The sequence below is a fragment of the Pseudomonas palmensis genome, from assembly GCF_017848315.1.
Taxonomy (GTDB): domain Bacteria; phylum Pseudomonadota; class Gammaproteobacteria; order Pseudomonadales; family Pseudomonadaceae; genus Aquipseudomonas; species Aquipseudomonas palmensis.
In genome coordinates this window covers 1-23578 of the sequence record NZ_JAFKEC010000061.1, presented here as the reverse complement: position 1 = coordinate 23578, position 23578 = coordinate 1, and the positions used below count along the sequence as shown (strand labels likewise).

Sequence of the window (23578 nt, the reverse complement as noted above, 5' to 3'; positions counted from 1 at the left end):
CGCGATGGCGTCGCAAAGGGCGCAGAAACGTTGGGCGCATTATGCGCTACTTCAGGCACTCGATCAGCGCTTGACGCCAGTCTGGCTGCTCCACCTGCCACTGCTGGCGCAGGCGGCTGCAGTCCAGGCGCGAGTTCAGTGGGCGCTGCGCCGGGGTCGGGTATTCGCTGGACGGGATCGGCAGCAGCTGCGCGCAGGGCCTGCCCTGAGCCTTCAGATGCTCGCCGATGGCCTGGGCGAAACCGAACCAGGAGGTCTGGCCCTGCGCGGTCATGTGGTAGGTGCCCCACGCACCCGCCTGCCCGGCCTGCCAGCGCTGGATCAACGCCAGGGTGCTGGCGGCCAGGCTACCGGCCCAGGTCGGTGCACCGATCTGGTCGGCGACCACGCGCAGCTGCGGTTTTTCCTGCAGCAGACGCTGCATGGTCAGCAGAAAATTGCGCCCGTGCAACGAGTACACCCAGCTGGTGCGCAGTGTCAGGTGCGCGCCGCCCACGGCATGGATGGCCTGCTCGCCAGCCAGCTTGCTGCGTCCGTACACGCTCAGGGGGTTGGGCGCGTCGTCTTCGGTGTAGGGCGTGGCCTTGCTGCCGTCGAACACGTAGTCGGTGGAGTAGTGCAGCAGCGGTACGCCCAGCCGTGCGGCCTCCTCGGCAAGTACGCCGGGTGCAGTGGCGTTGATGGCGAAGGCCAGCGCAGGTTCGTTTTCGGCCTGGTCGACGGCGGTATAGGCGGCGGCGTTCACCAGCAGGTCGGGGCTCAGCTCGCGTACTACCTGGCGGATGCGTTCGGGCTCGGCCAGGTCAAGCTGTTCGCGGCCCAGTACATGCACCTGGCCCAACCCGGCCAGGCGCTGCTGCAGGGCCTGGGCGAGCTGGCCATTGCGCCCGGTGATGAGGATTTTCATGGGAACAGGTCGGCGTCCTTGAGCAACTGGCCGAACTGATCCTTGGCCGACAGCTGCGGCGGTGCGTCCAGTTGCCAGTCGATGGCCAACTGCGGGTCGTCCCAGCGAATGCAGCGCTCGGCGCTCGGGTTGTAGTAGTCGGTGGTCTTGTACAGGAACTCGGCGCTGTCGCTGAGCACCCGGAAACCGTGGGCAAACCCCTGGGGGATCCACACCTGCCGGTGGTTGGCGGCCGACAGGTGTACCGCCACCCATTGCCCGAAGGTCGGCGAGCTGCGGCGGATATCCACCGCCACGTCCAGCACCTCGCCCTGGGGCACGCGCACCAGCTTGCCCTGGGGGTTGTGCACCTGATAGTGCAGGCCGCGCAGCACGCCGCGCAGCGAGCGTGAATGATTGTCCTGCACGAACTGTGCATCGATGCCGGTTGCGGCCCTGAAGGCCTGGGCGTTGAAGCTCTCGTAGAAGAACCCGCGGTCATCGCCGAACACCCTGGGCTCGAGGATCAGCACGTCCGGTAGCGCGGTGGCGATCACTTCCATTGCTGGTCTCCGGTCAGGCCGTACAGGTACTGGCCGTAGCCGGTCTTGCCGAAGGCCTTGGCCCGTTCCAGCAGACGCTCCTGGCAGATCCAGCCCTGCTGGAAGGCGATCTCTTCAAGGCAGGCGACCTTCAGGCCCTGGCGATGCTCGATGGTCTGCACGTACTGCGAGGCCTCCAGCAGGCTGTCGTGGGTGCCGGTGTCGAGCCAGGCGAAGCCGCGCCCGAAGCGCTCCACGCGCAGGTCGCCACGGCGCAGGTAGGCATTGTTGACATCGGTGATCTCAAGCTCCCCACGCGGCGAAGGCTTGATGTCGCGGGCGATGCGCACCACGTCGTTGTCGTAGAAGTACAGGCCGGTGACCGCGTAGCTGGACCTGGGCTGCGCGGGCTTTTCTTCGATCGACAGGGCGTTGCCTGCCGCGTCGAACTCGATCACGCCGAAACGCTCCGGGTCCTTGACCCAGTAGCCGAACACCGTTGCGCCGCTGGAGTGGGCGGCGGCGCGCAGCAGTTGCTCGGTGAAACGCTGGCCGTGGAACACGTTGTCGCCCAGGATCAGGCACACCGAGTCGTCACCGATGAACGATTCGCCGATCAGGAACGCCTGGGCCAGGCCGTCGGGCGAGGGCTGCTCGGCATACTCGAAGTGCACCCCGAACTGGCTGCCGTCGCCCAGCAGCTGGCGAAAGTGTGGCAGGTCGTGAGGGGTGGAGATGATCAGGATCTCGCGGATGCCGGCCAGCATCAGCACCGAGATCGGGTAGTAGATCATCGGCTTGTCGTATACCGGCAGCAGCTGTTTGGAAATGCCCAGGGTGATGGGGTGCAGGCGCGTGCCGGAGCCGCCTGCCAGTACGATGCCTTTGGTCATGCAATCAGGTCCTTGAAATCGCTGTTGCCCAGGCGCTGGCCCTGGTAGCTGCCGTCCTGCACATGGCGGCACCACTCCAGGTTGTCCAGGTACCACTGCACGGTCTTGCGCAGGCCGGTGGCGAAGGTTTCTTCAGGGCGCCAGCCCAGCTCGCGCTCGATCTTGCCGGCGTCGATGGCGTAGCGCAGGTCGTGGCCGGGGCGGTCCTGCACGAAGGTGATCAGGTCGGCATAGCGCGCCACGCCCGCCGGGTGTGCGGGGGCCAGCTCTTCGAGCAGAGCGCAGATGGCGTGCACCACCTCGAGGTTGGTCTGCTCGTTGTGCCCGCCGATGTTGTAGGTCTGGCCCACCTCACCTGCGGTGACCACCTTGAGCAGGGCGCGGGCATGGTCCTCGACGAACAGCCAGTCGCGCACCTGCTGGCCGTTGCCGTACACCGGCAGCGGCTTGCCCGCCAGGGCGTTGAGGATCACCAGCGGGATGAGTTTTTCCGGGAAGTGGTACGGCCCGTAGTTGTTCGAGCAGTTGGTCAGCAGCACCGGCAGCCCGTAGGTGCGCTGCCAGGCGCGCACCAGGTGGTCGGACGCGGCCTTGCTCGCCGAGTAGGGCGAACTGGGTGCGTAGGGGGTGGTTTCGGTGAACAGGTCGTCGACCCCATGCAGGTCGCCATATACCTCGTCGGTGGACACGTGATGGAAGCGAAACGCCTCGCGCTCGGCGGCCGGCAGCGTGCCCCAGTAGGCGCGGGTGGCTTCGAGCAGGCTGTAGGTGCCGACGATGTTGGTCTGGATGAACGCCGCCGGCCCGTCGATGGAGCGGTCGACATGCGACTCGGCTGCCAGGTGCATGATCGCCTGGGGCCGGAAGCGCTCCAGCACCGCGCTCACCGTGGCCTGGTCGACGATATCGGCCTGCACGAACTCGTAGCGGGTGTTGCTGGCGATGCTGTGCAGCGACTCCAGGTTGCCGGCGTAGGTCAGCTTGTCCAGGTTGAGCACGTGGTGGTCGGTGTGCTCGATCAGGTGGCGGACCAGCGCCGAACCGATGAAGCCGGCACCGCCGGTGATGAGTATGCGCATGTCGAATGGCCTTTGGTGCAGCGGGTGGTGTTCAGGTGGCTCGTAGCTTGTCGCCAGGCGCCGGCCGGTGCAAGGGCAACGCAGCGCTGGCCGACGTCAGGCTATCGGCCGGATGCCCGCGTAGTTAATAGTGGCTGATCCTGCCGCCGATCTGCGCGCCGAGGGGCAGGTTGTCGGAAAAGTACGCGGTGAACCCGGCGTCGCTCATCGCCTGCTGCATGCGCGGGATGTCGTAGGCCACACGGTGCAGGGTGAACTGGCCGGCGTGCCAGGTGGCGAAGGCCGCACGCGGGTCGCCGTCGCGTGGCTGGCCGACCGATCCGGGGTTGCAGTAGACCTTGCCGCGACCCTGCCAGAGCATCTGCACATGGGTGTGGCCCGAGGCGAAGTGCGTGCCGGGCAGCGCCTCGAAATACGCCTGCGAGGGGCGCAGGTACTCTTCGATGGGGTCGTTCCAGCCGCCGTGCACCAGCTCGATGCCGTGTTGCCGGCCGCGTGCGGGCAATGCCGCGAGCCATGCCGCGTTGGCGGCCGTGAGGATGCCCTTCTGGTAATCCAGGCAGGCGTTGGCACTGTTGGAGCGTGGGCAGGGCGTGTTGCTCGACAGGTACCAGTCGTGGTTGCCCATCAGGCTGAAGATGCCGCGTTCGCGCAGCGCGTCGCAGCACTCGTTGATCTGGCAGTAGTACCCGGCCGTGTCGCCCAGGCAGATGATCTGCGACACGCCCAGGCGCTCCAGCTCGTCGAGCACCGCCGAGAGTGCGACGAAGTTGCCGTGGATATCAGAAATGATCCCGATCATGGACCACGAGCTCCTCGATGTAGCGCACCGCGAACCCCGGTCGGATCTCGGGGGTAGGGGGCGCCTTGCGGTTCAGGAAGAAGTCCAGGCACATGGCCGCCTCGTTGTAGCCGAAGGCCCGGCGCATGGAGCTGGTGGAGGAGATACGCGGGTTGATCTCCAGCAGTTTCCAGCTGCCGTCGGCGTCGCGGCGAAACTGCAGGTTGGTCGGGCCCACGGGCCTGAAGTGTGCACACAGGCGCGCCACCACTTCATCCAGCGAGGCCTCCTGGCGCACCCAGGCCTTGGCGGTTGAACCGTCGGCGGCCAGCTTGCGCTGCAGGGTGATCGACCCGAAGCTGCCGCCTTCGCCATCGCCGAACACCGCCACGGTGAACTCCTGCTCGGCGCTGCCGATGATCGGTTGGGCCATCAGCACCTCGCCCAGCAGGTGCGCATGGGGTTCGAAGTCGCTGGCGCTTTGTACCCACACCAGGCCCTTGGAGGCATAACTGCGACGAGGCTTGAGCAGGAAGGGCAGGCCCAGGGTCCGGACCAGCTCGGCGAAACTGCCCGACAGGTAGCTGGGGATTCGCGCCGGCTCGTCGGCGGCGGCCAGCGCCTGGTCCATTGCCCACTTGTCGCGGGACAGATCGATCAGCGCTCGGCTGTTGAGCACCACGCCACAGCCCAGTTGCGCCACCTGTTCACGGTGGTCCGAGAACCAGTGCAGGTCCTGCTCGATGCCAGGTATCACCAGGTCGACCGCGTGCTGCCTGACCACCCGTTCGAGCCACGCCGGGTAGTCGGCGCTGGCGGTCAGGGGCGCCTGCGCGAAGGCGTCGCACCAGGCCCTGCCGGCAGCATCGTCGTAGATATCGGTGCCTACCAGCACCACGGCCGGGTCGCTGGCACGCAACGACTTGAGCAGGCCGTAGCCCATGATGGCGCCCACGCCGGTAACCATGACCGTGCTCATGCCGTGCGCTCCCGGTGCTGTCGGATCATTTCGAAACCCATATGGATATTCACCTGTGGCATGAAGTCGATGGCGGCGTGCAACGCCGGGTCGAGCAGCTGCGCTGGCAGGTCGGGCACATCCGGCTTGTCGCGCAGAAAGCGCACCTGGCCCTGCTGGCCGAAGGCGGACAACGCGGCCTGGGCGATTTCGCTCAGTGCAGGGCTGTCGGGGTGGACGCAGTTGAACAGCCCGGTGGTCGTGGTGGCGGCCACACGGGTGCAGATCTGCACCAGGTCGTCCAGGTGCAGGTAGTTGCGCCGCGCGTCGTTGTTGCCGAACAGGCTGATGTCGTTACCGGCCTGGGCCTGGTCGGCGAAGGCATACAGCAGCGGCTGATGGGTGCGGCAGGCACCGGCGGCGTCATACACCTGGCTGGGGCGCAGGATGGTCAGGGCGATGCCGTGCGCGCTGCAGAACAGGCTGGCGAGCTCCTCGGAGTGGCGTTTGGATAGCGAGTAGATGCTGTAGTGAGGGTCGCCCGGGACGTGGCTGGCAAACACCGACGAAATCAGTATCAGGTGCCTGGCCCCGCTGCGTTGTGCCAGTTGGCAGGCGGCCAGCGTGCCGACCGCGTTGACCTGCTCGGCGCGGATCAGGTCGTCGATGCCGGGGCCGCCAAAGTCGGCGGCGGCCAGTACCACCACGTCGAACGGCGGCACGCTGGCTGGTACGCGGTCGGGCTGGCTCAGGTCGAAGAACACGTCGGCATCACGCCGCCCTGCGGTCTGCACCGGGCCCAGTTGCGCCAGGCCGTGGGCGATGGCCTGGCCGATCACGGAGGTGCTGCCGATGACCAGGCTGCCGAGAGGTGGACGTGGGGTGGAAGTGTCGCGGGTCATCGTGGGGCATACCTCATGTAGTGCGCGGCGCGGGGCCCGCAGTTGAACAGCAGGTCGAGAATGCTGACCGCGTGACTGAATTCGCCCCATTGCTGTGGATAGGTGGGATAGCCGTCATAGTCGAACCAGCTGAGCTCGATGGCGCTGTCGGCGAACTGGCGTTCATCAAGGTAGTCCCTGGCTGCCGGCCCGGACACATAGTGCGTGGCTCCGGCCTGCTGGCACAGATCGACCAGACGTTCGGTCTTGCCTTCGCCCAGGGTGTAGTCCCACGAGCGGGTGATGCGCGTGGTGATGCCCAGGTAGTCGCACACGGCCTGTATCAGCAGCACGTTGAGCTCGCTCAGGTTGCGGTGCTGGCGGTCCAGGTACAGCGGTTGCAGCCATGCGGCCACTTCGTGCCAGCAAGGCGCCTTGGCGTAGTTGGCCACCAGGCTCTTCCAGTGCTTGGCCTGCCAGTTGCCCGGGGCCAGCTCGACGTCGCGGATGCGCCGGTTGATGTTCTGCCCGGTCGGGATGGTCAGCCACTCCAGGCCGTTGGGGGTCTTGATGCGGTTGCGGTTGCGCCAGTCGTTCTTGGTGTACTGCATGTCGTCGTAGACGATGAACTCGTCCACGGCCGCAATCAGGTCGAAGTACCCCTTCCAGGGAATGTAGTTGGATTGGAGGATGGCAACCTGCTTCAAGCGTCTGTCCCGGGGTTGGAGGGCGAAATCGACGGCGGGTCAGAATACGTTCAATTCTTTCCCTTCGTCACTCCCCTTGCTTATCGGCAGCAGCGGTGGCGATATAAGCGACAAAAAAAATCGAGGCCTTCTCCATGTCGCTGAACACCCTCATTCACCGCGCCAGCCTGCCATGCCCCGATCTCGACCCGGCCCAGGCGGCGCAGCTGCTGCAGGCGCATTACGGGCTGCAAGGCACGCTGCAGCCGCTGGGCAGCCAGCAGGACCTGAACTTTCGCGTCGATACGCCCCACGGGCGCTTCGTGCTCAAGGTCTGTCATGGCGACTATGCGCAGCAGGAGCTTGAAGCCCAGCATGCGGCGCTGGAGCACCTGCACCGTCAGGGTGTGCCGGTACCGGCCGTTCGTCGTGCCAACGGTGGCGAGCCGCTGCTGGCACTGACGATCGACGGCCAGCCGGTGCGCGCCCGGGTGCTCACCTACATCGAGGGCCAGACCCTGACCCGCCTGCCGTACATGGCGCCGCGCCTGATGCACGCGCTGGGGGCGTTGTGTGCACGGGTCGACCTGGCGCTGGCGGACTTCACCCACCCCGGGCTGGAGCGCACCCTGCAATGGGACCCGCGCCATGCCCAGGCGGTGATCGCCCACCTGCTCCCGGTGCTGGCCGACGGGCCGCGCAAGGTGCGGGTGCAGGCCATTGCCGAGCAGGCCCGCGTGGCGCTAGAGCCGCTTCTGGCGCAGCTGCCGATGCAGGCGGTGCACCTGGACATTACCGATGACAACGCCGTGTGGCAGCGCGATGGCGCACGCGAGTGGCAGTTTCAGGGGGTGATCGATTTCGGCGACCTGCTGCACACCTGGCGCATCGCCGACCTGTCGGTGACCTGCGCGGCGCTGCTGCATCATGTCGACGGCGACCCGCTGCGCATCCTGCCGGCCATCGCTGCCTATCATGCGCTCAACCCGCTGCACGAGGCCGAGCTGCGAGCGCTATGGCCGATGATCGTGGCGCGCGCGGCGGTGCTTGTGCTCAGTGGCGAGCAGCAGGTGGGCGTCGACCCCGGCAACAGCTACAGCCGCGACAACCTGGCCCATGAGTGGGAGATCTTCGAGGTGGCAGCCGGTGTGCCGTTTGCATTGATGGAGGCGGCGATCATGCCACTGGCCGGCCTTGCGCCCGCGCCGCTGCCGGCCACCGGCATGCTGCTGCCGGGGTTGCGCGACCAGGCTGTGGTGCGGGTCGATCTTGGCGTGCTGAGCGAGCACTTCAGCGCCGGCAACTGGGAGCAGCCCGGCATCGACCAGCACCTGCTGCGTACCCATGCGGCCCCGGCCAGCACGTTGTATGCCCAGTACCGCCTGTCGCAGACCCATATCGACAACCCGCTGGAACCGCACACCTGTGCGCTGCACGTGGAGCTGCACCTGCCCGTGGACAGTGCGCTGGTGGCGCCGTTTGCCGGCACCTGGCGCCACGGCGAGCAGGGCTGGGCGTGCCTTGAAGGTGACGCCTCCAGCCTGTGGCTGCGCGGGGTGGTGCAAAGCCCCGCATCGGGCGCGGTCATCGCCCAGGGCGAGCCGCTGGGGCACGCCACCGAGCTCGAGGTGCAGCTGTGCCGCGTGGCCGGCCTGCAACCGCCGAACTTCGTCGCGCCTTCGCGCGCGTTGGCGTGGCAGGCGCTGTGCCCTTCGCCGGCTGCGCTGCTGGGCTTTGACTGCGACGCCGCGCCACTGCCCGACCCGCATGCCCTGCTGGCGCGTCGCGACGCCAGCTTCGCGCGCTCGCAGAAGCACTACTACCAGAAGCCGCCACATATCGAGCGCGGCTGGCGCAACTACCTGATCGACATGCAGGGGCGCTCGTACCTGGACATGCTCAACAACGTCGCGGTGCTGGGCCATGGGCACCCGCGCATGGTGAGCGAGTCGGCGCGCCAGTGGTCGCTGCTCAACACCAACTCGCGCTTTCACTATGCGGCCATCGCCGAGTTTTCCGAGCGCCTGCTGGCGCTGGCGCCGCCGGGGATGGACCGGGTGTTCCTGGTCAACAGCGGCACCGAGGCCAACGACCTGGCGATCCGCCTGGCGTGGGCGGCCAGCGGCGGGCGCGACATGCTCAGCGTGCTGGAGGCGTACCACGGCTGGTCGGTGGCCACCGATGCCATCTCGACCTCCATCGCCGACAACCCGCAGGCATTGAGCACCCGGCCCGACTGGGTGCACCCGGTGACCGCACCGAACACCTACCGCGGCAAGTACCGTGGGCAGGACACCACCGCCGACTATGTGCGCGATGTCGACGAACGCCTGGCCGAGATCGGCGAGCGTCAGCTGGCGGGGTTCATCTGCGAGCCGGTGTACGGCAATGCCGGCGGCATTCCGTTGCCGGCGGGGTATCTGCAGCAGGTGTATGCCAGGGTGCGCGCGCGGGGCGGGGTATGCATCGCCGACGAGGTGCAGGTGGGCTACGGGCGGCTGGGCGAGTACTTCTGGGGCTTCGAGCAGCAGGGTGTGGTGCCGGATATCATCACCATGGCCAAGGGCATGGGCAACGGCCAGCCGCTGGGCGCGGTGATCACTCGGCGCGAGATCGCCGAGGCGCTGGAGGCCGAGGGTTACTTCTTCTCGTCGGCCGGTGGCAGCCCGGTGAGCTGCCGTATCGGCATGGCGGTGCTGGACGTGATGGAGGAGGAGGGCCTGTGGGACAACGCGCGCGAGGTGGGTGGGTACTTCAAGGCGCGTCTGCAGGCGCTTGTCGATAAGTATCCGCTGGCGGGTGCAGTGCATGGGTCGGGGTTCTACCTGGGCCTGGAGCTGGTGCGCAATGCCGTCAGCCTGGAACCGGCCACCGAAGAGACGGCGGCGCTGTGCGAGCGTCTGCGCGAGCTGGGCATCTTCATGCAGCCGACCGGTGACTACCTGAACATCCTCAAGATCAAGCCGCCCATGTGCACTACGCGGGCGAGCGTGGATTTCTTTGTGGACAGTGTGGAGCGGGTGTTGGCGCAGGGGGTGTAGAGGCGGAGTCGGGAGGGCGCTGTCCTGCATTCGCTGGCTTGCCAGCGAAGCAGTCAACGAATCCTCCCTAGCGCCGATTAATATCGATTAATAATCGCACGAACCTGAGAGGTTTAATTATTTTTGGCTTTTAAAGCCGATATTTATCGGCTATAAAGTGCTCATCGTCTTCCCTTGTACCTTCCCAAGGAGGTTCCCATGAGCCGTACCGTCACCGTCGCCGCCACCCAGATGGCTTGTTCCTGGGACCGCCAGGCAAATCTCGCCACCGCCGAAAAACTGGTGCGCGAAGCCGCCGCCAAGGGCGCGCAGATCATCCTGATCCAGGAACTGTTCGAAACCCCGTACTTCTGCCAGAAGCCCAATGCCGACTACCTGCAACTGGCTACGCCCACCGAAACCAACGCCGCCATCGCGCACTTCCAGACGCTCGCCAGGGAGCTGCAGGTGGTGCTGCCCATCAGCTACTACGAGCTGGCCGGCCGCGCCCGCTTCAACAGCATCGCGATCATCGACGCCGACGGCAGCAACCTGGGCGTGTACCGCAAGAGCCACATCCCCGACGGCCCCGGCTACCACGAGAAGTACTACTTCAACCCCGGCGACACCGGCTTCAAGGTGTGGCAGACCCGCTACGCCAAGATCGGCGTGGGCATCTGCTGGGACCAGTGGTTCCCCGAGTGCGCCCGCAGCATGGCGCTGCTGGGCGCGGAGATTTTGTTCTACCCCACTGCCATCGGCAGCGAACCGCACGATGCCAATATCCTCTCCCGCGAGCACTGGCAGCGTGTGCAGCAGGGGCACGCCGGCGCCAACCTGATGCCGCTGGTGGCCAGCAACCGCATCGGCCGCGAAGAACAGGACGGCTACGCCATCACCTTCTACGGCTCGTCGTTCATCGCCAACCAGTTCGGCGAAAAGGTCGAGGAACTGGACCAGACCGAAGAGGGCGTGCTGGTGCACAGCTTCGACCTGAACAAACTGGAACACGTGCGCAGCGCCTGGGGCACCTTCCGTGACCGCCGTCCGAACCTGTATGGTGCGATCAAAACCCTCGACGGTTCACTGGAATCCTGACCATGAAGACCCTGAACACTACCCCGCGCGCCGACGGCTTCCACATGCCTGCCGAGTGGGCACCGCAAACCCAGGTATGGATGCTGTGGCCCGAGCGCCCGGACAACTGGCGCCTGGGCGGCAAGCCGGCCCAGGCCGCCCACGTGGCGGTGGCCAAGGCCATCGCGCGTTTCGAGCCGGTCACCGTGGGTGTGTCGGCCGGCCAGTACGAAAACGCCAGTGCGCAACTGGACATGCCCAACATCCGTGTGGTGGAAATCAGCAACGACGACGCCTGGGTGCGTGACACCGGCCCGACCTTCGTGATCAACGACAGCGGCGAAGTGCGCGGCGTGCACTGGGGCTTCAACAGCTGGGGCGGCTTCGAGGGCGGCCTGTACGCGCCGTGGAACCGCGACGAACAGGTGGCGGCCAAGGTGCTGGAAATGGAGCGCTGCCAGCGTTACCGCACCGAGGGCTTCGTGCTCGAAGGCGGCTCGATTCACGTGGATGGGGAAGGCACCCTGATCACCACCGAGGAGTGCCTGCTCAACCACAACCGCAACCCGCACCTGAATCGCGAGCAGATCGAGGCGATTCTGCGCGATCAACTGGCGGTGGACACCATCGTGTGGCTGCCCGAGGGCCTGTACAACGACGAAACCGACGGGCATGTGGACAACTTCTGTTGTTACGTTCGCCCGGGCGAAGTGTTACTGGCCTGGACCGATGATTCGCAAGACCCCAACTACGCACGCTGCCGCGCCGCCCTGGCGGTGCTGCAAAGCCAGCGCGATGCGAAGGGCCGTGAATTCGTGGTGCACAAGATGCCGATCCCGGGCCCGTTGTACGCTACCGAAGAGGAGTGCGCCGGGGTCGATCTGGTGGCCGGCAGCCAGGAGCGCAACCCGTCGGTACGCCTGGCCGGTTCCTACGTGAACTTCCTGATCGTCAACGGCGGGATCATCGCGCCGAGCTTCGACGACCCCGCCGATGCCGAGGCCAGAGCGGTCCTGGCGCGTCTGTTCCCCGATCACGAAGTGGTCATGGTGCCGGGCCGCGAGCTGTTGCTGGGCGGTGGCAACATCCATTGCCTGACCCAGCAGCAACCCGCCCCTGCCAAGCGCTGAGAGCGGCCTGGCAAATCAAGCCCGTCATCGACGGGCTTTTTTTTGCCTGCGCGATGGCCGGCGACGCAACTGGCACACCTCTTGTATTCGTTTTGCCTTGTATTTCAAGCAAGTACGACGGCGCAGTTCTGTCACAAAGTTTGATTAAGGTAGCCGTTCACACTTCTGGGGAGTACGTGTGGAAATGAATGCGACAAGTGAACCGGTTTCGCACCCGTCGGTGGTGAACCTCGAGGCGCTTGAGGCAGTGGCGCAGTGGTTGAAACACCATGGAACCCTCCGGGTCAGGAAGACCGATCCACGACGTGCACTGGTGGAACGTTATCCACAGGGGTTGATCACCGAGGCAGAGCTCGATGCGCTGCTGGGGGTGTGCTACCGCTGAACTGGAAAGGGCGCCACCGATTGCGGTGGTGCCCTTTTTTGTGGAGGCTGTACTGGCCTCATCGCGGTTCTAGAAGTTGTAGGTACCCGTCACCACCAGGCTGCGCGGATCACCGAACTGGATCTGCCCGGCACTGGTCGCCGAACTGTAGTAGGTCTTGTCGGCAATGTTGCTCAGCGCCGCGCGCACATCCCAATCCTGCGTGCGCCAGCCGACCAGCGCGTCCCAGCTGCCATACCCCGGCAGCACGATGGTGTTCCTGGTATCGGCATAACGCTGCCCCACCAGTGTCACACCCGTTTCGGCGTACCAGCCCATTTCCGGTTTCCAGGTGACGAACAGGCTGGCGTTGCGCCGCGCCACGTCGTTGATGCGGTTTCCGGCATTGCCTTCGGTGTCTTCGACGATGGTGGCGTCCTGCAGGCCGATGCCCCCGCGCACATACCAGTTGCCTCCCAGCTTGCCGGTGGCGGTCAGTTCGACCCCGCGCGAGCGCTGCAGGCCGGTGAGGATGTAGCGGTCGGCGTTGTCCGGGTCGCGGCTGCGGCGGTCGTACAGCTCCAGCTCGTACACCGCCAGGGTGGTGCTCAGGCGCTCGTCCAGCCACTCGCTCTTGACCCCGATCTCCTTCTGCCGTGTATGTTCAGGCCCGGTTTCGTTGGCGTTGCCCGCCGCCCCCGGGGTGATGCCGATCAGGCCGCCGCCCACCGGCGAAAAGGTCTTGCTCCACGAGGCATAGAAAGCGTGGTCCCTGAGCGGCGTCCACACCACGCCCAGGCGCGGGCTGGTGCTGTTGCTCTGCTGCTTTTCGCTCAGGCCGCTGACCTTGCTGGTGGTGTCCACCTCGAACCGGTCATGGCGCAGGCCCACGAGCAGTTGCCACTGATCGTTCAGGCGGACCTGGTCCTGCACATACAGGCCACGGCTGTGCACGTCTGTATGGTTGTTGCTGGACACCGCCAGCACGCCATTGTGTTGCTGGCCGCGGTCCGGGTTGAACAGGTCGACGCCCGGCACGCCCTTGCCGCTGCGCAGCAGCGAGTGACGGCGCTGCTCGCCCAGTTCGAGCCCCGTGAGCAGGGTGTGCTCCAGGCCGAAGGTCGACACGTTGCCTTCGATTTCCACGGTGTTGAACAGGTTGCGCGTGTTCAGGTCCTGCTGCCAGCGCTGGCGCCCGACCAGGCCGGTGCTGGCGTTGTAGCCGGTGAGGTAGGTGTTGTCGAAGTCGCTGTCGAGCTGGAACAGGCCCAGGGTATGGCGCAGTTGCCAGGCATCGTTGAGCTGGTAGTTCAGGCGCGAGCGCAGCGACTGCGCGGTGTCGTCGATGTAGTCGCGCTGCGGGTCGCCATAGGTGGTGCTGCGCCTGACATCCACCGGGCGACCGGTGCGCGGATCGCCTGGGATACCGCGGTCGGGCGTGCGGTTGTAGCGGCTGTATTCGTACTGCACCAGCCAGTTCAGGTCCGGGCTGAGCTGCCAGCTCATCGAAGGCGCGAACAGCTGGCGGCTGCCGTCGATGCCGTGGCGGAAGCTGTTGTTGTCGCGGTTGCCCATGTTCAGGCGCAGGCTGAGGGTGTCGCTGGGGTCGGCACTGAGGTCGGCATACAGGCTGCGCAGGTCGTCGCTGCCGCCCTGGGCCTCGATGCTGGAGTGTCGGCCGGCTTCGGGCGCCTTGCTCACGCGGTTGATGATACCGCCCTGGCTGCCGCGGCCGTACAGCACCGCCGCCGGCCCCTTGAGCACCTCGATCCGTTCGATGTTGTACAGGTCGCGCACGTACTGGCTGTCGTCGCGGATGCCGTCCAGGTAGAAGTCGTTGCTGGCGTCGAAGCCTCGGATGCGCAGGCTGTCGAAGCGGGTGTCGGCGCTGTTGCTGACGTTGGGGATGCCGCTCAGGGCCTTGCCCAGGTCATGGGTGCCGTAGTCGTGCACGCTGGCGGTCTTGATCGAATCGATGGCCTGGGGCACGTAGCGCGCCGGGGTGGAGGTGCGGGTGGCGGTGGTCACTTCCTTGACCCGAGGGTCATCCCGGTCGCTGTCGGCGGTTACCGACAGCTCGGGCAACGTGGTGCTGGCAGCACACGCCAGGCTGGAGCTGAACAGGGCGCAAAGCCCCAGAGACACAGGGGAAAGACGGCAAGGGACGGGCGTGGCACGCATCGGCAAAGGTACTTGGTGATGAAAAGGGTGCGAATGGTAATGCTTTGCATTCCCAAATGTTAGCGCTATTTACGCACCTTTGTGGTGCGGTCGTATCCAGGTATTTCCAGCGGGACGCAACCGATTGCGGGCTGCCTTGTCTGCGCCGCTGAAGACGGCGTAATGGCCATATGACTTGTCGTTTTCACGAATTTTTGACATGGCCTTGTACGCACGGCTAGGATCGGACCCAACGCCTGTAGGCCCATCGGCCAAGAGTCCCAAGAAAAGGCCCGCTGCACCCTTGTTGCAGGCGGGCTTTTTGTTTGCAGACCCGTGAGCGTCAACCCACGCAGGGGGCGTGGTTCCTGGCGTTGGTCGCAGAGCGTAAAACACTCCGAAATAAGGAAAATAACATGTTGAAAACACGGATCAGTCTGATCGCGCTGGGGCTTATGGCGGCGACTCAGGCAATGGCCAACGACCAGGCCGCGTCGAACGGTTTCCAGGAAGACAGCAAGGCCAGCGTTCTGCTGCGCAACGCGTTCATCAATCGTGACAAGAAGCATGGCAGCAGTGACCAGTCCGAGTGGGGCCAGGCCTTCATCGGCAAGTTCTCGTCGGGCTTCACCCAGGGCACCGTGGGCGTGGGCGTCGATGCCTTCGGCCTGTACGCCATCCGTCTGGACGGCGGCAAGGGTCGTAACGGCGGCGCCGGTATCGACTTCTTCAAGCCAAGCGATACCGAACCGAGCAACTCCCCGCACAACCTGGCGCGTGCCGGTGCTGCGATCAAGTTCCGCGTCTCCAATACCGTACTGGCATACGGCGACCAGATGCCGACCCTGCCAGTGCTGAACTATGACGACGGCCGCCTGCTGCCAGAGAGCTTCACTGGCACATCGATCACCTCCAAGGAGATCAAGGGCCTGGAACTGAACGCCGGTCGCTACACCCAGGAAGCGCGCAAGAGCGCCGAAGGTCGCGATAGCGGTGGTCTGAAGTCGATCAACGTGTTCGGCGGCAAGTACCAGTTCACCGAGAATTTCACCGGTGCGCTGTACACCTCCGACGTCGAAGACGTACTGAAGAAGCACTACCTGGGCCTGAACTACGTCCACGCCATCTCCGACGACCAGTCGCTGACCCTGGATTTCAACGGCTACAAGTCGGACATCGACAAGAAGTACGTCAACCGTGCAGGCTTGACCGGTGACCGCAACACCATCTGGAGCCTGGCGGCCACCTACGCCTTCGGCCCGCACTCGATCACCCTGGCGCACCAGCGCAACACCGGCGACACCGGCTACCAGTACGGCTGGTACCAGAACCGCCGCGGCGTGGGTGACGGTGGTTCGACCATCTTCCTGGCCAACTCCTACTGGTCCGACTTCAACGCCGAAGACGAGCGTTCGTGGCAGATCGGCTACGGCCTGGACTTCAGCGCCTTCGGCGTACCGGGTCTGACCTACAACTTTGCATACGTAGCGGGTGACAACATCAACACCCACGGCTTCGGCGAAGGCAAAGAGCGCGAAATCTTCAACCAGTTCAAGTACGTGGTTCAGGAAGGCCCTGCCAAGGACCTGTCCGTCAAACTGCGTAGCTCGTTCCTGCGTGGCACCAACAACCTCAACGCTATCGACTACACCGCAGACGGCAACGAAGTCCGCGTATTCGTCGAGTACCCGATCAGCATCCTCTGATCGATTCGACCTTCAAACAACCCCGGCCTAGGCCGGGGTTGTTTGTTTTCGGCGTACCGCATTCGCCGGCGCCACGGGCGCATCCTGCAGTTGCGGCGCGAAGCTGTCGCTGCGGGCCATCCGCCACATCCGTGCATAGAATTCGCTATCGATCGAGCCGCTGAGCAATTCGCCGGGCTTGAGGAACACGTGCAACTGCGAAAACAGCCGGATCTCGCTGGCGCTGACGCGGCGCACCAGGTGCTTGGGCTTGAGTTCGCTGGGGTGCTCGAGACCGGCGGCCGCGAGCATCTCGGCCAGCGCATGCAGGGTATTGCGATGAAAGCTGAACACCCGTTCGGCCTTGTCGGGCACCACCAGTGCACGCTGGCGCAACGGGTCCTGGGTGGCCACGCCGGTGGGGCACTGGTTGGTGTGGCAGCTTTGTGACTGGATGCAGCCGATGGCGAACATGAAGCCGCGCGCCGAGTTCACCCAGTCGGCGCCCAGGGCCAGCACGCCGGCGATGTCGAACGCGCTGACGATCTTGCCGGCGGCGCCGATGCGCACCTTGTGGCGCAGGTTCAGGCCCACCAGGGTGTTGTGCACGAACATCAGGCCCTCGCGCATGGGCACGCCGATGTTGTCGCTGAATTCGCGTGGCGCAGCGCCGGTGCCCCCTTCCTTGCCGTCGACCACGATGAAGTCGGGCACGATCTGGGTGGCCAGCATGGCCTTGGCGATGCCCATGAACTCCCAGGGGTGGCCCAGGCAGAACTTGAAGCCCACCGGTTTGCCGCCGGACAGCTCGCGCAACTGCGCCACGAACTCGAGCAACCCCACCGGCGTGCTGAAGGCGCTGTGGGCGGCGGGCGAGATGCAGTCTTCGCCGGGCGCCACACCGCGCGTGGCGGCGATCTCGGCGCTCACCTTGTGCCCCGGCAGGATGCCGCCGTGGCCGGGCTTGGCGCCCTGGCTGAGCTTGATCTCGATCATCTTCACCTGCGGGTCGCGGGCCTGTTCGGCGAAGCGCTGCGGGTTGAAGCGGCCGTGGGCGTCGCGGCAGCCGAAATAGCCGCTGCCGATTTCCCAGATCAGGTCGCCGCCATGTTCGCGGTGGTAGGGGCTGATGCTGCCCTCGCCGGTGTCGTGGGCAAAACGGCCGAGGCTGGCGCCCTTGTTCAGCGCACCGATGGCGTTGGCGCTGAGGGCGCCGAAGCTCATGGCCGAAATGTTGAAGATCGACGCCGAGTACGGCTGGCGGCATTGCGGGCCGCCGATGGCGATGCGAAACGAGGCCGGGTCGGGGGTGTTGACCGGCAGCATCGAATGGCTGATGAACTCGAAGCCCGGGCGGTACACGTCATTGAGCGTGCCGAAGGCTTTCTCGGCGCTTTCGTTCTTGGCCCGTGCGTACACCAGCGAGCGCTGCGCGCGGGAGAAGGGCAGCTTGTCGTCGTCGCCTTCGAGCAGGTACTGGCGGATCTCGGGTCGGATGGTCTCGATCAGGTAGCGCAGGTTGCCCAGGATCGGGTAGTTGCGCCGCACTGCGTGCTGGCGCTGGCGCAGGTCGTTCAGGCCCACCAGCGAGAGCAGCGTGCCGATCAGGGTCAATGGCCAGAGCCAGGCGTGAGTGGCAAGAAACGGCAGGCTGGCCAGGCTGAACGTGAGGCACGCCGCCAGGCAGGCATAACGGCTGGGAAACGAGAGGCGCATGAATCTTCCGCTGATGGTGTTTGTCGCGCCTAGGATAGGCAAAGCACCGCGGCGGAAAACCCGTGGTTTCGGTAAAACAGTTTTATCCGCGCCGTGCTTGCCAGGCGCCGGGGCTCATGGGCCCGGCTGGTTGATGATCGCCAGGAACGCCTCGGCCGCCCGCGAACGGCCGTGCCTGCGGCTGATGGCATGCAGCGCGATGTGTGCATCGGCATCGCTCAGCGGGCGGTAGCACACGCCCTTGCGTTCCAGCGCGCTGGTGCAGGCCGGCACCACCGCCACGCCCTGGCCGGCGGCGACCAGGGCGATGATGGTGGTGGTCTGCTGGCCGCTGGGGCCGCGGTGCAGCGCCAGGCCGGCGTTGGCGAACAGGGTCTCGATAGCCAGGTTGAGCCCGGTGCCGTGCTGCTCGGGGTAGAGGATCACCGGGCGCTGCTGCAACTGCGCCAGGCTGACCTGTGCCTGTTCACTGAGCGGGTCGCTGACCGGCAGCGCCAGCAGCAGGGGTTCGTGCTCCAGGGTGTCGGTGTGCAGGTTGTGCTCGGCGGGGGGCGGCAGGCGGCTCAGGCCGATGTCCAGGGTGCCGTCGCGCAGCTGCGCCCACTGGTTCATCGACGCCTGTTCGATCAGGTTCAACTGCACCTCGGGGAAGGCCTGGGCGAAGCGCTGGATGGCCTGGGTAAAGCGGTCGCTCAGGGCCACGGAGCTGGCATAGCCCAGGCTCAGGTGGCCGGCCATGCCGCTGGCGAGCCTGGCGGCCATGGTTTCGGCCAGCGCCAGTTGCTCGATCACGTTGCGTGCATAGGGCACGAAGGCCTGGCCCTGCACGGTGAGGCTGACGTTACGGCTGCTGCGCTCGAACAGGCTGAACCCCAGCTGGGCTTCCAGCGCCGAGATCTGCCGGGTCAGCGCGGGCTGGGCCAGGTGCAGGGCCTGGGCGGCGCGGCCGAAATGCAGGGCCTGGGCCACGGCCAGGAAATAGCGCAGTTTGCGGAGGTCGAGCATGGTGCACCTTGAGGTATCGATCGGTCCGAAATCGGTATTGGCCCGGGGCGAGTGGGGCGCCGTATAAAGGGCGCCACACACTTTAACGAGTTTTGCCATGCAGGCGCCTTCTTCGGCTGCGCGGGTCGCGATGTTGTTGTGCGGCTGCGCGGCGTTCCTCCCCTTGTACGCCACCCAGGGCATCCTCGCGCAACTGGCCCGGCAGTTTGCCGTGGACATTGGCCAGGTGAGCTGGAGCCTGACCATCACCACCCTGATGGTGGCGCTGACTGCGCCCTGGGTCGGCTGGCTGGCGCGGCGCTGGTCGCCGGTGACGCTGATCGTGATGGCGGCGTTGCTGCTGGCCACCCCGGTGCTGCTGATGGCCACGGTGGGCAGCTTTGCCGAGCTGCTGCTGTGGCGGGCGGTGCAGGGCTTGCTGATACCGGTGATCTTCGCCTGCAGCGTGGCGCTGATTGGTGAGCGGTGGCAGGGCGCGAGCGTGACCGAGGTCACCAGCCTGTACGTGACCGGCACCATCCTGGGCGGCTTTGCCGGGCGCTTCGTGGTGGCGTGGGTGACCGAGTACTGGGGCTGGCGCGAAGCGTTCGAGGTGCTGGCGCTGGTGGTGCTGCTGATGGGGCTGGGGATTCGCTGGCTGCTGGTGCTCGAACCGATGCCGGCGAGCACGCGCAGGGCCAGTGCGCCACCACGGTTTGGCTGGCCATTGTGGTCGGCGTGCGCGGTGGGGTTCTGCGTGCTGTTTTCGCAGGTGGCGTCGTTCACCTATGTGGGGCTGCACCTGAGCCGGGCGCCGTTCGGGCTGGGGGCGGCGGCGCTGGGGTCGATCTATGCGGTGTTTCTGCTGGCGCTGGTGGTCACGCCGATTGCCGGCCGCCTGGCCAGGGCTCGCCCGCCGTTGCACCTGCTGATGGTGGCGGGCGTTGTCGGCGCGGTGGGCATCGGCCTGACGCTTGTGCCCACGCTGTGGGTTATCGTGCTGGGGCTGGCGTTGAGCTCGACCGGGGTGTTCCTGGCGCAGGCGGCGGCCAACACTTTCATTGCGACCACGGCCGGCGCGAACAAGGCCGGGGCGATCGGGCGCTACCTGACCTGCTATTACCTGGGCGGGAGTGCCGGCGCGCTGTTGCCGGCGAAGGCGTTTGTCCAGCCGCTGCAGATCCCAACTCCGGTATATCCACAACTGCCACCGCCAATCCCCATGCTAAAACAGCCATACCCATCGGCGGACCCACCATGACAAAAACAACCACCCCGCATTTCGGCCTGCTGTGCCTGGCCAGCTACCTGCTGTCGCTGTCCTACGGCTCGACCTTTCTGCTCTCGCTGCTGGTCACTTCCCGAGGTGGCAACGAACAGGACGCCGGCAGCATCATCGCCATCGCCATGCTCAGCACCGTGATCGCCGTGCTCGGCAGCGGCCACCTCGCCGACTGGCTCGGCACCGCCCGCGCCATCGCACAGTCGGCGCTGTGCCTGATCGGCGCCTGCCTGGGTTTTGCCCTGGTACCCGGTGTCGACTTCAGCCTGTGGCTGTGCGGCCTGCTGCTGGGCCTGGGCTGGGGTGCGTTCTACACCCTGGGCCCGATCCTGGTTGCCGCGCTGGTCGAGCCGGCCCGGCGCACCCACTGCTTCGCGCTGCTGTCAGGCAGCATGATGAGTGGCATCGGCTCCGGCCCGCTGGCCGGCAAGCTCGCCTCGCTGCTGCACCTGCCACTGGAAACCGCGTTCTACACCGCCGCCCTGGCCGCCGCTGTGGGTATGCTGGTCTTCGCCTGGCTGGCCCGCCAGCACCCGGCACAGGCGGCCAGCGCCCGCATCAGCCGCCACGCCGGCATCCAGGTGCTGCGCTCGTCGGCGCGCTGGCCGATCCTGATGGTGGGCCTGGGCGGTGCGGTGTTCGGCGGGCTGGGCAGCTTTCAGACCACCTACGCGGCCAGTCGCGGGCTGGACTATTCGCTGTTCTTCGTCGGCTTCATGCTCGCCGCCATCGGCTGCCGGCTGCTGATCGCCGGCTGGGTGGTGCGGCATGACGCCTACCGCACCTCGTGCCTGCTGACCGGGCTGATGGTGCTGGCCGTCATCGCACTGGGCTGGTGGGTGCAGGACGCCCTCAGCTACCTGCTGGCGGCGGCGTTGCTGGGGGTGGGTTACGGGCTCAACTATTCGGTGATCAACGGCCTGGCGGCCAACGAAGCGCCCACCGGCTATACGCCGCAGGCACTGCTGCTGTTCAGCTTGGGGTACTTCATCGGCGTGTTCGGCTTCCCGCTGCTGGCCGGCACCCTGATCGTGCAGGGCGGCCCGCATGCGCTGCTGCTCAGCGTGCTGTGCGTGGCGCTGCTCAACTGGCTGGTGAGCGTAGGCCGGCTGCTCGGGCGCTGGCGGGCCCGAGCGTTGCCACAGGGTTACTGATCCGGGGCGATGGCGAACATCAGCTGGTTCTCCTGCACATACACCAGCGCTTCGCGGCCATTGATGTCCACCGGGCGGGCCGACACCGCCTCGTGCTCGGGCACGATCTTGGACAGCACCTTGTTCACCAGGTCGACCCGCCAGACGCAGGCCATGCCGCCACTGTTGTCGAAGTACAGCACCGGGCGGTGTTCGCTCCAGGTCGGGTTGACCAGGCTCCAGCCACTGGAGTCGGGCGCCATCACGCTCTCGTAGCCGCGCGAGTTGCCGTCGCTTTCGTAGGCCAGGCGCAACTGATCGTTGGCCACGTTGAGGTCTTCGAGCACACGCGCCTTGGCAAAGCGCACGGTGTTGGAGCCGGCGTGATAGCCCTGGGTGGTCGGTTGCGGCGGCTGCTGGCTGCCCACGGCATACACCATCGACTGCTCCAGCTCGCCGTTGCTGCGCTGGCGGTAGTAGAACGCGCCGTCCTGCACCCCGGCATAGCGCTCGCGCTGGTCGTTGAAGCCGCTGTGGGACCAGCCGGCAAAGCGCACGTTGCGTGCGATCACATGCCAGCCGGGGTGATCGTCGGCGTATTCGAGCAGGGTACCGGAGGTGGCCAGCGTCAGGTGTTTGTCCTGCACGTAGGTGGGCCCGTCAGGGTCGCCGGAGACGTACACGAACGCGTGCAGCACGCCGTCCTTGACGGTCACATCGATCAGTTGCGCCACCGAGTCCTCGCTCATGCCGATGAACGGGGCCAAGGCAAAGCGCTGCCACGGCGCGTCCTCGACCTTTGCGTACACCTCGCCCTTGGGCAGAGGTGCGAGGCTGTCGGAGGCAACCGGCGCCGGTGCCGGCACGGCGGTCAGCCGGCGAATCTGGCGGTCGTAGGCGCTCTCCAGGCACTCGGGGGTCTTGCACTGGTTGCGCACGTTCTTCAGCCAGTCGGTTTCCAGCTCGCGGAATATCTTCTGCGCCTTGAGGGGGGTGTACAGCGCATTCAGCTGGTCGTCCTTGGCCGACAGCGAGGGCGTGTTGCAAATCGCGGTTTCCAGAATCGTGTTGGCCCTGCTGCAATCGAAACCGGCGGCCGAGGCCACCGGCGCGTGCAGGGCCAGGGCCAGCAAGGCGGGCAGGGTGAGCAGGCGGGTCACGGTGTGCATGGGGGTGTCCTTACAGGTCGGGCGACAGGGCGAACATCAACTGGTCGTGCTCGACGTACACGATCGCCTCACGGCCGTCGAGCTCCACCGCCAGCGGTTGCCCGGCCGTGTGTTCGGGCACGATCTTGGACAGCACCTTGCCGCTCAGGTCGACCCGCCAGATGCAGGCCATGGCGCCGCTGTTCTCGAAGTACAGCACCTGGCGGCGCTCGCTCCAGGCCAGGTTGGACAGGCTCCAGCCGCCGCTCTCGGGGTCGAGCACGGTTTCGCTGGCGGGGCGCGGCAGGGCGTGTTCGTAGTTCAGGCGCAGGTCGCTGTTCTCGTCGTTCATGTTGCCCAGCACCCTTGCCTTGGCAAAGCGCAGCGTGCGCGACTGGGCGTGGAACACCGTGGTGGTGGCCTGCGGCGGCTGGCGGCTGCCCAGGGTGTAGACCATGGCCTGCTGCAGCTCGCCCTCGGTGCGCTGGCGGTAGTAGAACGCGCCGTCCTGGATGCCGGCATAGCGTTCACCCTGGTCCATCAGTTCGCTGATGCGCCAGCCGGCAAAGCGCACGTCGCGGTCGATCACATGCAGGCCGGGGCGGTTGTCGGCGTATTCGAGCAGCACGCCCGAAGACGGCTGCACCGACCAGTTGTCCTGGTTGTAGCCGGGGCCGTCGGACGAATTTGCCACGTAGAGCAGTGCGTACAGCACGCCGTCCTTGATGCCCACATCGATCAGCTGGGCCAGCGAATCGGGGTACATGTCCGGGATAGCCGCCAGCGCAAAGCGCGGCCACGGCTCGTCCTGCAGGGTACGGTAGGCGCTGCCCTGGGGCAGCGGCACCGCGTCGCGCAGGCCGGGCACGGGCGGTGGCGACAGCGCGGTCAGGTTGCGGATCTGCAGGTCGTAGGCGCGCTCAAGGCAGGTGGCGGTCTGGCAGCGGTCGCGCACCTCGTTTACCCAACGGGTTTCCAGTTCGCGATAGATGCGCCGGGTCATCAGTGGCTTGTACAGCGCGTTGAGCTGGTCGTCCTTGGCCGACAGCGTTGGCGTGTCGCACACCGACTTTTCAATGAGGGTGCGTGCCTTGCTGCAATCGAAGCCGGCGGCGACGGCGGCCGGAGTGTGCAGGGCAAGGGCAAGCAGGGTGCTGGAAGCCAGCAGGGTGA

At 66.1% G+C, this 23578-nt stretch carries 20 protein-coding genes; 7 read left to right on the top strand and 13 right to left on the bottom strand.

Annotated features, from left to right (window positions below):
- Positions 1–46: 46 nt before the first annotated feature.
- From rfbD to JZZ72_RS23485, 8 genes are all read right to left on the bottom strand, one after another.
- Positions 47–907: a dTDP-4-dehydrorhamnose reductase gene (rfbD, locus tag JZZ72_RS23520; RefSeq protein WP_054915923.1), complete on the bottom strand. Its 861-nt coding sequence runs from the start codon at positions 905–907 to the stop codon at positions 47–49.
- Positions 904–1449 carry a dTDP-4-dehydrorhamnose 3,5-epimerase gene (gene rfbC, locus JZZ72_RS23515; protein WP_210015239.1) on the bottom strand — a complete coding sequence of 182 codons (546 nt, stop codon included), beginning with the start codon at positions 1447–1449 and terminating at the stop codon, positions 904–906. Before rfbC ends, rfbD begins: the two co-directional genes overlap by 4 nt.
- Entirely contained in the window at positions 1440–2321 is an 882-nt protein-coding gene (rfbA, locus tag JZZ72_RS23510; protein ID WP_054915924.1) for a glucose-1-phosphate thymidylyltransferase RfbA, read from the bottom strand. The genes rfbC and rfbA overlap by 10 nt, the downstream gene beginning before the upstream one ends.
- Positions 2318–3400: a dTDP-glucose 4,6-dehydratase gene (gene rfbB / locus JZZ72_RS23505; RefSeq protein ID WP_043861652.1), complete on the bottom strand. Its 1083-nt coding sequence runs from the start codon at positions 3398–3400 to the stop codon at positions 2318–2320. The genes rfbA and rfbB overlap by 4 nt, the downstream gene beginning before the upstream one ends.
- A 124-nt stretch (positions 3401–3524) precedes the next feature.
- Positions 3525–4202, bottom strand: a complete 678-nt coding sequence (locus tag JZZ72_RS23500; RefSeq protein ID WP_043861653.1) for a metallophosphoesterase family protein — start codon at positions 4200–4202, stop codon at positions 3525–3527.
- On the bottom strand, positions 4183–5160 hold the full coding sequence (locus tag JZZ72_RS23495) for an ATP-grasp domain-containing protein (RefSeq protein ID WP_054915926.1): 978 nt from the start codon (positions 5158–5160) through the stop codon (positions 4183–4185). Before JZZ72_RS23495 ends, JZZ72_RS23500 begins: the two co-directional genes overlap by 20 nt.
- Positions 5157–6041, bottom strand: a complete 885-nt coding sequence (locus JZZ72_RS23490) for an NAD-dependent epimerase/dehydratase family protein (protein WP_157811418.1) — start codon at positions 6039–6041, stop codon at positions 5157–5159. The genes JZZ72_RS23495 and JZZ72_RS23490 overlap by 4 nt, the downstream gene beginning before the upstream one ends.
- A complete protein-coding gene (locus JZZ72_RS23485; RefSeq protein WP_100632951.1) occupies positions 6038–6727 on the bottom strand; it encodes a WbqC family protein in 690 nt (229 codons plus the stop codon). Before JZZ72_RS23485 ends, JZZ72_RS23490 begins: the two co-directional genes overlap by 4 nt.
- Before the next feature lie 134 nt (positions 6728–6861).
- Between JZZ72_RS23485 and JZZ72_RS23480 the strand changes: the two genes are divergently transcribed.
- The 4 genes from JZZ72_RS23480 to JZZ72_RS23465 all read left to right on the top strand — a co-directional run bounded on the left by JZZ72_RS23480 (position 6862) and on the right by JZZ72_RS23465 (position 12318).
- The gene (locus tag JZZ72_RS23480) at positions 6862–9747 is read left to right on the top strand and encodes an aminotransferase (RefSeq protein ID WP_210015238.1); all 2886 of its coding nucleotides are present in this window, start codon (positions 6862–6864) and stop codon (positions 9745–9747) included.
- A 198-nt stretch (positions 9748–9945) separates the two neighbouring features.
- Positions 9946–10824, top strand: a complete 879-nt coding sequence (gene aguB, locus JZZ72_RS23475) for an N-carbamoylputrescine amidase (RefSeq protein WP_210015237.1) — start codon at positions 9946–9948, stop codon at positions 10822–10824.
- Between the two features lie 2 nt (positions 10825–10826).
- A complete protein-coding gene (gene aguA / locus JZZ72_RS23470; RefSeq protein ID WP_054915931.1) occupies positions 10827–11933 on the top strand; it encodes an agmatine deiminase in 1107 nt (368 codons plus the stop codon).
- A 184-nt stretch (positions 11934–12117) separates the two neighbouring features.
- Complete coding sequence (locus tag JZZ72_RS23465) at positions 12118–12318, top strand: hypothetical protein (protein WP_078481589.1); 201 nt, start codon at positions 12118–12120, stop codon at positions 12316–12318.
- 69 nt (positions 12319–12387) lie between these two features.
- Here the strand turns inward: JZZ72_RS23465 and JZZ72_RS23460 are convergent, their stop codons facing one another.
- Entirely contained in the window at positions 12388–14478 is a 2091-nt protein-coding gene (locus JZZ72_RS23460) for a TonB-dependent receptor (RefSeq protein ID WP_054915932.1), read from the bottom strand.
- Positions 14479–14873: 395 nt separating this feature from the next.
- Here JZZ72_RS23460 and JZZ72_RS23455 point away from each other — a divergent pair, with 395 nt between their 5' ends.
- Positions 14874–16163 carry an OprD family porin gene (locus tag JZZ72_RS23455; protein WP_043861662.1) on the top strand — a complete coding sequence of 430 codons (1290 nt, stop codon included), beginning with the start codon at positions 14874–14876 and terminating at the stop codon, positions 16161–16163.
- A 27-nt stretch (positions 16164–16190) separates the two neighbouring features.
- Here the strand turns inward: JZZ72_RS23455 and JZZ72_RS23450 are convergent, their stop codons facing one another.
- Entirely contained in the window at positions 16191–17858 is a 1668-nt protein-coding gene (locus tag JZZ72_RS23450; RefSeq protein ID WP_043861663.1) for an FMN-binding glutamate synthase family protein, read from the bottom strand.
- A 114-nt stretch (positions 17859–17972) separates the two neighbouring features.
- On the bottom strand, positions 17973–18863 hold the full coding sequence (locus JZZ72_RS23445; RefSeq protein ID WP_210015236.1) for a LysR family transcriptional regulator: 891 nt from the start codon (positions 18861–18863) through the stop codon (positions 17973–17975).
- Positions 18864–18960: 97 nt separating this feature from the next.
- On the opposite strand from JZZ72_RS23445, the gene JZZ72_RS23440 reads away from it, so the two are divergent.
- Positions 18961–20103: an MFS transporter gene (locus JZZ72_RS23440; protein ID WP_210015235.1), complete on the top strand. Its 1143-nt coding sequence runs from the start codon at positions 18961–18963 to the stop codon at positions 20101–20103.
- The gene (locus JZZ72_RS23435; RefSeq protein WP_043861666.1) at positions 20100–21278 is read left to right on the top strand and encodes an MFS transporter; all 1179 of its coding nucleotides are present in this window, start codon (positions 20100–20102) and stop codon (positions 21276–21278) included. The genes JZZ72_RS23440 and JZZ72_RS23435 overlap by 4 nt, the downstream gene beginning before the upstream one ends.
- Here JZZ72_RS23435 and JZZ72_RS23430 read toward each other — a convergent pair.
- Entirely contained in the window at positions 21272–22426 is a 1155-nt protein-coding gene (locus tag JZZ72_RS23430; RefSeq protein ID WP_043861667.1) for a lysozyme inhibitor LprI family protein, read from the bottom strand. The two genes, JZZ72_RS23435 and JZZ72_RS23430, sit on opposite strands and share 7 nt — an antisense overlap.
- A gap of 10 nt (positions 22427–22436) precedes the next feature.
- The coding region (locus JZZ72_RS23425) for a lysozyme inhibitor LprI family protein (RefSeq protein ID WP_210015234.1) at positions 22437–23578 on the bottom strand (1142 nt) is incomplete at its 5' end.